This window comes from Photorhabdus sp. RM323S (assembly GCF_042879375.1).
GTDB classification, from domain to species: domain Bacteria; phylum Pseudomonadota; class Gammaproteobacteria; order Enterobacterales; family Enterobacteriaceae; genus Photorhabdus; species Photorhabdus tasmaniensis.
On sequence record NZ_JBHFKZ010000053.1, the window covers coordinates 23,953 to 37,427 of the forward strand.

At 40.1% G+C, this 13,475-nt stretch carries 11 protein-coding genes; 5 read left to right on the plus strand and 6 right to left on the minus strand.

Annotation, left to right across the window (positions count from 1 at the left end):
* Positions 1-64: 64 nt before the first annotated feature.
* Together ACGF7G_RS18110 and lexA are read left to right on the plus strand one after the other, a co-directional pair.
* On the plus strand, positions 65-436 hold the full coding sequence (locus ACGF7G_RS18110; protein WP_387467323.1) for a diacylglycerol kinase: 372 nt from the start codon (positions 65-67) through the stop codon (positions 434-436).
* A 119-nt stretch (positions 437-555) separates the two neighbouring features.
* Entirely contained in the window at positions 556-1,161 is a 606-nt protein-coding gene (lexA, locus tag ACGF7G_RS18115; protein WP_387467325.1) for a transcriptional repressor LexA, read from the plus strand.
* Between the two features lie 135 nt (positions 1,162-1,296).
* Here lexA and zur read toward each other — a convergent pair whose 3' ends face one another.
* A complete protein-coding gene (gene zur, locus ACGF7G_RS18120; RefSeq protein ID WP_387467327.1) occupies positions 1,297-1,806 on the minus strand; it encodes a zinc uptake transcriptional repressor Zur in 510 nt (169 codons plus the stop codon).
* A 219-nt stretch (positions 1,807-2,025) separates the two neighbouring features.
* Between zur and ACGF7G_RS18125 the strand changes: the two genes are divergently transcribed.
* Entirely contained in the window at positions 2,026-3,168 is a 1,143-nt protein-coding gene (locus ACGF7G_RS18125; protein ID WP_387467342.1) for a DUF1266 domain-containing protein, read from the plus strand.
* A 168-nt stretch (positions 3,169-3,336) separates the two neighbouring features.
* On the opposite strand, the gene ACGF7G_RS18130 is transcribed toward ACGF7G_RS18125, so the two are convergent.
* Positions 3,337-4,527, minus strand: coding sequence for a lactate oxidase (locus tag ACGF7G_RS18130; protein WP_387467329.1), 1,191 nt, complete (start codon positions 4,525-4,527; stop codon positions 3,337-3,339).
* A gap of 402 nt (positions 4,528-4,929) precedes the next feature.
* On the opposite strand from ACGF7G_RS18130, the gene ACGF7G_RS18135 reads away from it, so the two are divergent.
* The gene (locus ACGF7G_RS18135) at positions 4,930-5,838 is read left to right on the plus strand and encodes a tail fiber protein (protein WP_387467331.1); all 909 of its coding nucleotides are present in this window, start codon (positions 4,930-4,932) and stop codon (positions 5,836-5,838) included.
* A gap of 2 nt (positions 5,839-5,840) precedes the next feature.
* Positions 5,841-6,263 (plus strand): tail fiber assembly protein, encoded by a 423-nt coding sequence (locus ACGF7G_RS18140; protein WP_387467333.1) that lies wholly within the window; start codon positions 5,841-5,843, stop codon positions 6,261-6,263.
* A 328-nt stretch (positions 6,264-6,591) separates the two neighbouring features.
* Here ACGF7G_RS18140 and aceK read toward each other — a convergent pair whose 3' ends face one another.
* From aceK to metA, 4 genes are all read right to left on the minus strand, one after another.
* A complete protein-coding gene (gene aceK / locus ACGF7G_RS18145; RefSeq protein WP_387467335.1) occupies positions 6,592-8,349 on the minus strand; it encodes a bifunctional isocitrate dehydrogenase kinase/phosphatase in 1,758 nt (585 codons plus the stop codon).
* A gap of 62 nt (positions 8,350-8,411) precedes the next feature.
* A complete protein-coding gene (gene aceA, locus ACGF7G_RS18150; RefSeq protein ID WP_133816402.1) occupies positions 8,412-9,719 on the minus strand; it encodes an isocitrate lyase in 1,308 nt (435 codons plus the stop codon).
* Between the two features lie 64 nt (positions 9,720-9,783).
* Complete coding sequence (gene aceB, locus ACGF7G_RS18155) at positions 9,784-11,382, minus strand: malate synthase A (protein WP_387467338.1); 1,599 nt, start codon at positions 11,380-11,382, stop codon at positions 9,784-9,786.
* Between the two features lie 287 nt (positions 11,383-11,669).
* Positions 11,670-12,599, minus strand: coding sequence for a homoserine O-succinyltransferase (gene metA / locus ACGF7G_RS18160; RefSeq protein WP_387467340.1), 930 nt, complete (start codon positions 12,597-12,599; stop codon positions 11,670-11,672).
* Between the last annotated feature and the right edge of the window lie 876 nt (positions 12,600-13,475).

Genomic DNA, 13,475 nt, shown 5'->3' on the forward strand with positions numbered 1-13,475 from the left:
TTATGTTAAGACGATAATAAAAGATAAAAGTGGCAAATAACCTCATACTTGGTGTGAATAACTTATGGCAAATCAATCCAAGGGACTGACCCGTATCATCAAAGCAACCGTATATTCGATGAAAGGTCTCAGGGCTGCGTGGCAAAATGAAGCGGCTTTCCAGCAGGAAATAATCGTATCTATATTGGCGATAATTGTTGCATTTTATCTGGATATCAGCGCAATTGAACGCATTTTACTGATTGGTTCAGTGATACTGGTGGTGATTGTGGAGATCCTGAACAGTGCTATTGAAGCTGTCGTTGATCGTATTGGCAGCGAATTCCATGAACTGTCCGGCCGGGCAAAAGATATGGGATCGGCGGCGGTCTTTCTGACGATGATGCTGTCGTTAATTGTCTGGAGTACCATTCTCTGGCGCTATTTTGTGACCTGATTTAGTTTAATAATGAGTCATTATACTATATTGGGCTGATTTTCTGCCCTAGCAGGTTCCCAATCGCTATTTACCTGTATATACTCACAGTTTGACTGTATAAACACACAGGGGGCGAAATGAAAGCACTTACCGTAAGGCAGCAGCAGGTTTATGACTTGGTGCGTGACCACATTTCGCAAACGGGTATGCCACCAACGCGTGCTGAAATTGCATCACGTCTTGGTTTCCGTTCACCTAATGCGGCTGAAGAGCATTTAAAAGCATTGGCTCGCAAAGGGGTGATAGAGATTGTTGCCGGGGCATCCAGGGGTATCCGTTTGCTGCTAGAAGAATCTGGTTTACCGTTGATTGGTCGTGTAGCCGCAGGTGAACCACTGTTGGCGCAGGAGCACATTGAAAGTCATTATCGGATTGATCCTGCACTGTTTAAGCCAAGTGCGGATTTCCTGTTGAGAGTCAGCGGTATGTCCATGAAAAATATTGGGATTATGGATGGTGATCTGTTGGCTGTGCATAAAACACAGGATGTTCGTAATGGGCAGGTTATTGTTGCCCGTATTGAAGATGAAGTAACTGTAAAACGTTTTAAACAGACGGGAAATAAAGTTGAATTGTTGGCAGAAAACCCTGAGTTTAAGCCAATCGTGGTGGATCTGCGCGAACGGAGCCTGACAATTGAAGGATTAGCCGTCGGGGTGATTCGTAACGGTGATGGGTTTTGATAGTAAAATATCGAATCGTTGTTTTTTGGTGATTGTCAAAGAGTTGCAATATTCCGGCAGAATCATGTTATTGGTTTATCAATATGATTATCTTGAACGTGATTCTGCGGTTGCCTGCCGCTATTTACAGGTTCTCTATTTCTTTTTTACCTCAATACTGTGGTCGTGCTGGCATCCATCCCGCTCAGTACAGGATTCAATCTCTGCACAAGAGGAACATAAACCATGCGCTTCAATGACTGTATGGCGTAAACTGAATCCGGCAGTTTTTGCTAACTGTTGAATAGCGGATTCAACGGCTCCACCATCCCGTTCTGTAACAGAACCACAGCGGTCGCAAATAAACATTGCTGAGGTGTGGCTTGGTTGTTCGATATGGTGGCACAGCACATAACTGTTGGTGGATTCTATTTTATGAATAAATCCCTGTTCCAGCAGAAATTCCAGTGCCCGGTATATGGTTGGTGGTTTAGCCTGTGGTTCTGCTTCCCGCAATAAATCCAGTAAATCATAAGCACTGATTGCGCCGGGTTGCTCTGAAATCAGACGCAAAACTTCAAACCGCTGCGGAGTAAAGCGAACGCCCCGTGCCAGGCAAATAGCTTCGGCTTGTTCCAGTAACTTTTTTTGGTTAATCAGTTTCATTGCGCCCCTTACAGCCAGCATGATAACAATATTAGGATGTTATCATGTTTCTACGATAGAAAATATTCTCCAGAAAAGTTCACTATGCTTGTCCCCTTATGGGGTTAATTTGATTAAATTGATACTTAGCAGCAAAAATAATGTTTTCCTGAGGTTTGTTATAATACAGATAAGAATTATCATATATGGTAGATAATTTTCGGAAAGGAATCATTTGTGATGAAAGAACTTTTACAAAATCAGCCTCATTATAGGCAGTTTCCTGCTAAAGGCTATCAGGTAATAAAGAATATTATCTGTGAAAAAAGAAAGTTACCTTTTCTGAGTTCATTATACGCATTGATTAATATTTTATTTGTAATTGCAGTCTGTATGGGAATTATATTATCTTTAGCAATTGTATTATTTATAATAGATAATGTATCCGTCCCTGCCACAGATTATTTACTTCTGGCACAAGTAGTCAGTATAGCATTATTTTCAGTAATGTTACTTTCAGTTATTATTTATCGTATTGTTAAACGTCCTGAATGGGAACAACGGCGTTATTATCAACAAGCAGGTTTATCTTTTTTACCGGAAGAAAAGCGCCAGGTATTGCGGTTAAATATTGTGAGTGACTATTGGCTGGGTTTTTGGAGTGAAACTCTGGAGCATTATCCTTTGCAGTCACGGGTTGCTCATGATAACTATCGTTACTGGCTGCTCCCATTATCACCTACTCAGGAACATCAATCCCAACTATACAGTGACTGGGGAATTATTGATGAAGAAGGTTATATGAAAATGCTAACCGGTTTGTGGGGTGGGGTACATTCAAAACATTTTGCTGTTGATGCTGCGCTTAGTGATGGCAAAATGTTTAAAGTTCTTGCCAAATTAGTTGAAGTAACACCTGACTCTATTCGTAAATGTTCTCAAACTACTAATGGGCGCCCACCTGCATTGGTTTGGGGATTTGATTTGTGGCTTGCAATTGTTTTAAGCCGTAATTGTTTTTGCGCTGGTTATATCAGTGAAGAAGTAGCATGGAAAAATATGCTGAAAACCGCTGATTATATTTATGAAATCTTTGGCCGCTTTGATGAATTCTATACAAACTTCCGGTTGGGTAATGCCTACTGGAGTAATGATTTTGACAAGAGTAAAGAGCGGCTGGATCAGTTTAATTATTATAAACTATATTGTGACTGGCCAATTGCCAGCCTGCCGTGGCCTGAGCCAAAAGGCATTATTATGGAACGGCAAATGATGACAGGTTTTTCTGCATTAGTAGAAGATGTTTTACGCAGTAGAATGGAAGAACAACAAAGGTATGAAATTGATCTCACGGAGCTGTCAGCGTCTCGTATACTTCATTAATATTTATATTAAACATTTCCCCTTGAAGAATATTTCAGGGGGAAAGTGAGAATTCTATTTTACCGGTTAAATTATAAAAATCACCGTGGTTAACAGAATTTACCCCGTTTCCTTAAATCACCTATTTTAAATGAAACGGGGCTGATATTTACGTTATCAGTTAATGAGTTAAATTAAACTGATAAACTTTCTCTCAATGTCTTTAATAGCTGCGCATCCCGCCAGCTTCATGCTAAGTTTCAGCTCATCCTTAAGCAGGTTTAAAACGGAAGTCACGCCTGGTGCTCCGCCCAATGCCAGTCCATATAAAATTGGTCTGCCGATAGCGACAGCTTTAGCACCTAATGCGAGAGCTTTAAACACATGAATACCGCGACGGATACCGCCATCTAAATAGACCGGAATGTGACGCCCAACGGCTTCAACAATGCCTGGTAATGACTTGATTGCTGCCGGGACAGTGTCTAATTGCCGGCCACCGTGGTTAGAGACCTGAATGGCTGCGGCTCCGTGGTCAACACATTCTTTAGCATTTTCGGCAGATTGAATACCTTTTACAATGATTGGAAGACCTGATTCTTTGGCAAGAAATTCCAGATCCTTAAAATCAAGATCACGTTTAAATAGCGCTGTAATCTCTGATAACGTTGCACCAACGGGAGCGCCAGGAATATTAGGAAATAGAAGTGAACTTGGGTAGGTAAATTTATTACGTCTATCAGCTTCCCTATTACCGCTCCACTCTAAATCAACCGTAAATACGATGGCGGTTGCGCCCATAGCTTTAGCCCGGCGAATTAGTTCACGGTTAATACCCATATCTTTGGTAAAATAAATTTGGAACCATTTGGGGCCGTTACTCACTTTTGCTATATCTTCGAGAGATGAATTAGACAGAGTTTGTGCAGTAAACAGGGTACCAGCAGCAGCAGCACCTCTTGCGGTTCCCACTTCAGCGGAGATATGAGCCAGTCCGTGTGCCGCCATCGGTGGAATGAAAATAGGTATATCCACTTTACTGCCAAGTAATTCGGTTGTTGTGTCAGGTTCTTTTATCCCCGCGAGATAGCGGGGAATAATTTGGTAATCGTCAAAGGCTCTAGTATTTTCTCGTAGCGTCCATTCATCACCTGAACCACTGCTAATATAGCCAAATTGAGGGGCAGGAATCAGTTTACGTGCTTCGTCTTCCAAATCATAAAGACTAATAATATCAAGGGCTTTTTCTACACTACCTGTTTTATAAGCTCCTTGCAGTTTTATGTTAGCAGTTGCAGCATTAGCTGAAGATACCGTAGATAGAATACCGGCAGCAGCAAGACTTAATCCTCCAACCATGACGTCTCTTCTTGATGGCATACAATTCTCCCTTACTTAAAGTAGGCTTATAAATATTGACAATAGAATTTGTCCACATATATAAGGATAGACAAATTCTGGATAATTCAAGCTAATAAATACTTAAGCATGTTTTTATGAGCTTACAAAGCTTATTGGACCCGGTGATTTTTTGTTGTGAGAGGTTCATCTAAAAATTCAAAATTTAGTTTCAGGTGTTGATCTATTACTCAAATTAACTATAAGAAAATAGTTAATTGCTACAAGTTATAAAAAATTTTCATCGTTCTTTATCAGAAAGAGACTATTATTGAAATGCAATATCAAAATGATATTCGATGATAGGACAGATGTTTTATTTTAATATCTATTAACTCAAAATCTTATTTAATGAAAACATTATTTTTTCCTTAAGGAGGAATTATGAGTAATAAAAATGAATTTAAAGCCTTTTCTGCTAGCCAAGATGCTAATGTTGTTTCTCAAGGAGAATATGAAGAAAGTCGGGACCTGAACACAGGGATCCCACCAAATACTATTTCTATTGGTTTATTAAATAAGGTCTTGCGTCAGTCATCAACGATATCATCTGTGGTAGCTGATTTTATCTCTACACAATCTAGCGATGATGTTTTGGATGATGGCGATATCGTCAAACTCACTACACAATTAAATAGAGCTTTAGAGCAAAAAATCACAACGGAAACTCCAAGTGCTTCATTAGCACAGGAAGGCATTGTTCAGCTTACAGACCGGCTTGGCAATAGCAGTACGTTGGCCGCAACACAAAAGCTTACCCAAGAATTAGCAGATTCGTTTAATGAAAAGCTTAGTAATAGAGTGCCTAATATTCGAAAAGTGAATGGTAAAGAGTTGTCTGAGGATATTCATTTGGGTGCCGTGGATATCGGTGTATACACACCAGAACAAATAGACCAAAAAATTAATATTGAAGTAGACAGGAGAATCGATACTGAATTAGACAAAAAAATTAGTATTGAAGTTGATAAAAAAATTAATGCTAAAGGTAATAAAAATACAGCCGGTAAAGCTGTTAATGGCTGGTGGAAATGTGGAGATACCGGTGTAATTTATCAATGGGGACGCACTGACGTGATCCAAAGTGGCAATGTGGCTCGTATTCAATTACCAATTAGTTTTTCCAATATGGATTACTCTGTGAGTATTAATCCTATCCAGAGCAAAATAGGTAGTATGGGGGCGGTTGTTGGCTACGTAAATGTGATTGATAGCTCATCTTTCGATTTATTAAATTCTTGGGTAAACGCCAGATGGAACAGCCCATTCTTTTGGATAGCGATAGGATATTAGTTATGTATTATTACAGTGCAAAAACCAATGCATTCTACCCAATAGAATTGAAAGAGAATTATATTGCTGCTGGTTCATTGCCGGATGATATTATGGAAGTCAATAGTGATGTTTATTATGAATATGCCGCTAATAACGCGCCAGAAGGAAAATACCGTATAGCGGGTAAAAATGGCTTGCCAGAATGGGCTGATATTCCCCCACCCACAAAAGATGAATTACAGCAATATGCTCAATTCCAAAAGCAGCAATTAATGGCTGAGGCAATAAAAAAAATCGCACCATTGCAAGATGCTGTTGATTTAGATATTGCTACTAAAGAAGAGAAAATAGCTTTATCGGCATGGAAAGAATATAGAGTAATGCTTAACCGGGTAGATATTTCACAGGAAAATGATATTGATTGGCCTGAACAACCAAGGTAATCGATAAACGCTGAATTTCCCCAAAAAAATTGACTGCTTGATTTTTTTGGGGAATCCAGGATTGCTATTTACTCTTAAATCTTAATTTCTGATTATATGCTATACATTTATTCTCATCTTGTTTCTTGCGGATAATTATTTTGTTTTTCATTGAATTATTTTCATATAATTTATCGCTTGAATTTAATAAATATATATGATGTCACTATTTTAATAATTCGTCACTTTATAATTTTAAGATAAATTGTACACGGTAGATTCACATAATCATATCAACTACTGATGAAAACGGCGGTTGCCAACGGCAACTGCCAATTCCCCGTCAAAATCAAGCTGAAACGTTGGAAATAGAATAGGTTCCTATCTCAGTGCGTTGGCTAAACCGCTGTTTGCGGCGATATGCAAACACATCTTCCACATGACCACCTTTAATCCGTTCCTGTAGCGCTCGCCAATAATCTGCTTTGAACAAATCACTATGCATCTCTTCAAAATAGCGGCGAATGCGACTGTCAGTGCAAAGAAAGTGCCGGAATTCCTCAGGAAAAACATCATTTGGTGCCACGCTGTACCAAGGTTCACTGGCCAATTCATCTTCTGGATAACGTGGCGGTGGTATATCGCGGAAGTTAACTTCCGTCATATAACAGATTTCATCATAGTCGTAGAACACCACACGCCCATGCCGTGTCACACCAAAGTTTTTGAACAACATATCTCCGGGGAAAATATTCGCCGCAGCAAGTTGTTTAATCGCATTGCCGTATTCTTCAATCGCATCTTTCAGTTTCTGTTCATCCACCTGTTCCATATAGATATTCAACGGTGTCATCCGGCGTTCCATATACAAATGCTTGATAAGGATCTTATCCCCCAAATCTTCTAACTTTTCCGGTATTTCTTTCTGCAACTCTTCCATTAGCTCAGGACTGATACGAACCTTATCAACAACGAAATTTTCGAATTCCTGTGTGTCAGCCATTCTCCCCACACGGTCATGTTCTTTGACCAACCGGTAACACTCTTGTACCCGCTCCTGAGTCACCTCTTTCTGTGGCGCAAATTTATCTTTAATAACCTTGAATACTCTATCAAGTAAAGGGGAAGTAAACACTAACATCACCATCCCCTTAACACCGGGAGCGATCATAAATTGTTCTTTGGAAAAGGTAATGAATGCCAGATATTCCCGGTAATATTCTGTCTTACCATGCTTCTGACAGCCAATTGCCATATAAAGCTCAGAGGTCGATTTGGCCGGCAGAATTTCTCTCAGCCACTCAACCAAAGCCGCAGGTAAAGGCGCATAAACCATAAAATAGGAACGAGCAAAACCGAATACAATGCTGGCATCAGCCTGATCGGTCAGACAGGTATCAATAAAAATCCCACCAGATTCGTTATGATGGATCGGCAATAAGAAAGGGGAAACCTGATTTTCAATACGGATTTTACCCACTAGCCAGGCGGCTTTATTACGATAAAACAGTTCATTCACTATCTGAAAAGTCGCCTGTAATAATTCCTCAACTGGAAATGTTCGTTGCAGATAATCCGTGATGTAACGAATATCCCTCTCCAGATCTTCCCAGTGCAAACGCAGCGGCAGGTCATTAAGCATTGTCCGTAGCATTGAGGCAAGGTTGCCATCAGGGAAAAAGTCACGGGATAAAGGACGGGGAATATCCCGAAATCTGCGGGCAGGCTGGGAGGTAAAAATAAATAACTTATCCGGTGTCAGGTTACGATGCTCAAACAGACGGCAATAAACAGAATTAAAAAAACTCTCGGCAATTTCAAATCGGGGATAATCCGGTAATAAACTGGTATAAACCACCTTCACTTCGGCAATGTACTCTTCATCATACCCGAAAGCACCATGTATGCATTTAAGCTGCTCAACGACCAGCCCAACGTGATGATCATAAAGATTGATACGCTTTTTCATGGCTTGCTGAACGGCGCGCCAATCAGCCCGTTCAAAGCGCTGCTGTGCACCTGAAGTCACCTCCAAAAAGCGGCCATACTGTGCATCGAATCCTTGTAAAATAGTTTGTGCTATCAGATGTGCTGAATTTATCCCCATCGCAACTCCTCAATATATTCAGCCTGCAATAAGCAGGCTGAATAGAATAAGAAACACAACAATCAGAACTGCTGCTCTTCCGTAGAACCCGTCAATGCAGTGACAGATGATGTCCCACCCTGAATAATCGTGGTCACTTTATCGAAATAGCCTGTACCCACTTCCTGCTGATGGGAAGAGAAGGTATAACCACGTTCAATGGATTCGAATTCTTTTTCCTGAACTTTCTCCACATAATGTTTCATGCCTTCTCCCTGCGCGTAAGCGTGTGCCAGGTCAAACATGTTAAACCACATACTGTGGATACCCGCCAGAGTAATAAATTGGAATTTATAGCCCATTGCTGACAATTCAGCCTGAAAACGCGCAATGGTCTTATCATCCAAATTCTTTTTCCAATTGAACGATGGAGAACAGTTGTAAGCCAGTAATTTACCAGGATATTTAGCGTGAATCGCCTCAGCAAAACTGCGAGCCATTTCGATATCAGGCGTTGACGTCTCACACCACACCAAGTCAGCATACGGCGCATAAGCCAAACCACGACTAATCGCCTGATCGATACCTGCTCTGGTACGGAAAAATCCTTCATAAGTCCGCTCGCCAGTAATAAATTCACCGTCATAAGCGTCACAATCAGAAGTCAACAAATCAGCTGCATCGGCATCTGTACGGGCAATCAGCAATGTCGGCACGCCAGAAACATCCGCGGCCAAACGCGCAGCAACCAATTTTTGAATGGCCTCTTGTGTCGGAACCAGAACTTTACCGCCCATATGACCACATTTTTTCACCGCAGCAAGTTGATCTTCAAAGTGAACAGCCGCAGCGCCAGCCTCAATCATGGCTTTCATCAATTCAAAAGCATTCAGAACACCACCAAATCCTGCCTCCGCATCTGCCACAATTGGCAGAAAATAATCGGTATATTCCTGGCTATCAGTACCAATGCCATTTGCCCACTGAATCTGATCTGCACGGCGGAAACTGTTGTTAATACGTTTGACTACTGCCGGAACCGAATCCACCGGATAGAGGGATTGATCAGGATACATACTGGATGCGGTGTTAGCATCAGCCGCAACCTGCCAGCCAGAAAGATAAATCGCTTCAATACCCGCTTTCGCCTGCTGTAATGCCTGTCCGCCGGTCAATGCACCCAATGAGTTCACATAACCTTTCTTTGCCTTGCCATTCAGTAATTCCCACAGCTTTTTAGCACCAAGCTGCGCCAATGTATGTTCAGGATTTACCGAACCGCGCAATTTAACCACTTCTTCCGCACTGTACGGACGGATAATTCCATTCCAGCGAGCGCTTTTCCATTCTTGTTCCAATTGAGCGATTTGTTGAGTTCTGGAGATTGTCATGACTTCTACTTCCTAATCTTTTATTAAATTAATCGGATAATAGTGGTTTATTGTTATTCGTTGCTTAGTCGAGCAATTGATATCCCGGCAGTGTCAGGAAATCTATCAGTTCGTCCTGAGTCGTAATATGCTCCATCAACTTGGCCGCATCGCTAAATCGCCCTTGGCTGAAACGTGTTTCTCCAACTTCTTGCTTAATGACCTCCATTTCCTCTTCCAGCATTTTTTTGAATAAGCTTTTTGTTACTTTTTTACCGTTGGATAATAATTTTTCATGATGAATCCATTGCCAAATGGATGTCCGGGAAATTTCTGCTGTCGCAGCATCTTCCATCAAGCCATAAATAGGCACGCACCCATTTCCTGAAATCCAGGCTTCAATGTATTGAACTGCTACGCGGATATTGGCGCGCATCCCTTCTTCAGTGCGCTCTCCTGGACAAGGCTCCAGCAATTGCACTGCCGTAATAGGCGCATCTTCCCCGCGGGAAATAGCTAACTGGTTTTGCAGTTCTCCCAATGCCTTATCGAAAACCTCCATTACCGTATCGGCAAGACCAGGATGGGCAACCCATGTACCATCATGACCATTACGCGCTTCCAACTCTTTATCCGCCCGGACTTTATCTAACACCCATTTGTTGTGTTCAGTATCTTTACTTGGAATAAAGGCGGCCATTCCCCCCATCGCAAATGCTCCGCGTTTATGGCAGGTTCTGATCAGTAAACGGGAATAAGCACTCAGGAACGGCTGATCCATCGTGACAGATTGACGATCAGGTAAAACCCGGTCACTATGATTTTTCAATGTCTTGATATAACTGAAAATATAATCCCATCGACCACAGTTAAGGCCAACAATATGGTGACGAAGATGGTAAAGAATCTCATCCATCTGAAATACAGCAGGCAGAGTTTCAATCAATACTGTTGCTTTGATTGTACCTCTCGGCAAATCAAAGCGATCTTCTGCAAAACTGAACACATCACTCCACCAAAGTGCTTCGTGGTAAGACTGAATTTTGGGTAAATAGAAATAAGGGCCACTCCCTTTTGCCAGCAATTGCTGATAGTTGTGGTAAAAATAGAGCGCGAAATCAAACAATCCGCCGGCAATGGGTTCATCCTGATAGAGAACATATTTTTCCGGTAAATGAAGCCCTCTTACCCGTGCGACCAAAACAGCAGGATTTGATTGTAACTGGTACAGTTTACCCTGCTCATTAACGTAAGAAATTGTGCCATTCACAGCATCACGTAAATTAATTTGTCCCTCAATAACCTTATCCCAAGCCGGCGCTAAGGAATCTTCGAAATCAGCCATAAAAACTTTTACATTGGCATTCAACGCGTTGATAACCATTTTCCGTTCAACTGGTCCAGTGATTTCTACTCTGCGGTCACGGAGATCAATTGGAATATTTTGAATTTTCCATTCACTTTCTCGAATGGAACTGGTTTCCGAAATAAAATCAGGCAATTCACCGCCATCAATTTTCTTCTGCCAAATATTCCGATCCGCTAATAGCTTTTTCCGTGTATCAGTAAACTGGATAACCAGATTTTCCAGAAGATCTACCGCTTCAGGCGTCAAAACCTCCCGCTCTGCCGCGCCAAATTGCTTAATAAACGATAATTCAGTCGCTAAAGTTTGCTGCGTCATTTACCCATCCTCATTTTAAAGCACACCTGAATAAGAGTAATCTATATTTAAAATAAATCAAAAACGATTTCCATTTTTTAAAAAAATTAATTTTATTAAAGTAAAAACAATGAGTTAAATGACAAATTACCTACACATAATTAGAGAAATAGATTCCATAAATTACACGATAACTTTGTTAAGTTTTTGTTATATAAGATAAACTATAAAAAGTGCGATGTTTTGACAGAAGATCAGAAAAAAATCTGGGGAATGGAATGGCTGAAATTCAGCCATTTATGAAGATATTAATCCAGTGTTGGATTCATGTAAGTAAGATCATATGGCGTAATCTGGTACACATAGTAATTTAGCCAGTTGGAAAATAGTAAATGCCCATGGCTGCGCCATGAGGCCAATGGTTTTCTTTCTGGATTATTATCTGGAAAATAATTTATTGGGATCTTTGGATCTAGACCTGCCGCTAAATCACGTAAATATTCACCAGCCAGTGTTCCGGCATCATATTCAGGATGACCCGTTACAAACACCATGCGTTTATCTTTGCTCGCCAGTAAATACACACCTGCATCTTCAGAACAGGAAAGAATATCCAGATCCGTATGTTCACGAATAACCGGCTCAGGAAAGTCCGCATAGCGGGAATGAGGAGCAAAAAAAGATTCATCAAACCCCCGAGTCAAAAGTGCCAGAGGGTCAAGAGTAGTATGATAATAAACACCTGATAATTTTACTTCTCTGGTAAACTTCGGCAAACCATACAAAATATTCAAAGCCGCTTGTACTGCCCAACAGATAAATAGAGTAGAAGTTACATGCTCCTTTGCCCAACTAATTATTCTTTCGATCTGCCCCCAATACGCCACATCGCCAAATTCAACTAACCCCAATGGGGCACCAGTGACAATTAGACCATCAAAATTTTGGTGTTTTATCTGCTCTAAATCACAATAAAAGTTATTCAAATGTTCAATAGGCGTATTCTTACACTTCCGGTTATCTACTCTGAGTAACTGAATATCTACCTGCAAAGGTGTGTTGGATAGCAATCGTAAAAATTGATTTTCTGTCTCAATCTTCTTTGGCATCAGGTTAAGCAGCAATACCTTTAACGGACGTATATTTTGAATATTTGCACGGGTAGATGTCATCACGAACACATTTTCGTCTCGTAAGAAATTCACAGCAGGTAATTCATCCGGTATACAAATTGGCATGCTATAACCTCGATTTTTTTGTCCGTTTACATGTTTAGACTTCTAGATAGCCAAATCTAACTAAATATTAGCCGAATGTCGAGACTTTACAAGTAAGCTGAAATTATTTCATTTTGCTCATACTACGATATCCAATATGATAATAGTTAATAAATTTTTAATACTTTAAACAGAAAATAATTTAAATTTCATTTTTTATCTAAAAAGATAATAAGGTTAATTTGCTTAAAAACGGATTGGAATACATGTAGCTTCCTCTGAGACAGATATTAAAATTAATCTACCATAAACATTTAAAAGTGCGCATCCAGCGGCATTAAAATTTTATATTCAGGGCGGATTTAACGCAATAAATGCAGTTTTTCCGAAGGAGAGCTAATTGCATTTAATCGAAAATCATTAACCATTAATAGAAAGTTAAAAAGAAATCCACACGCAAAAGAATATCGTCCAAACAGATGTGTGTTCAAACGCTTTTTCACTGGCTATTTTATGAAGAAAACTATAAAAATAACGCAATAAAAAAAGGATAAAACGGTTAATTTGACAGGATTTAAGCCCTAAAAAAAGGATGATTATACGAAAAAACAAGAAGAGGTATTTTTATATCATAAAGTTATTTAACTGCTGATTTATGAAGACAAAACAAAGAGTAATGACCTATAAAACCTGCTCAGAATTACTAGTAAACTTTATAGGTGGGGCGGGATTCCATTTTACGAAAAAACAACCAATAAATAGATATTGATATAATCTCCCCCACTCAATACGGCTTTATCAATAGTCTTTGATAGCCATTCAGTCTGTTTTTTAAATTAAATCTAAAAATGTGAGATCTCGCCCTGATTTTTTAAAGGAAATGCATATCGAACGAAG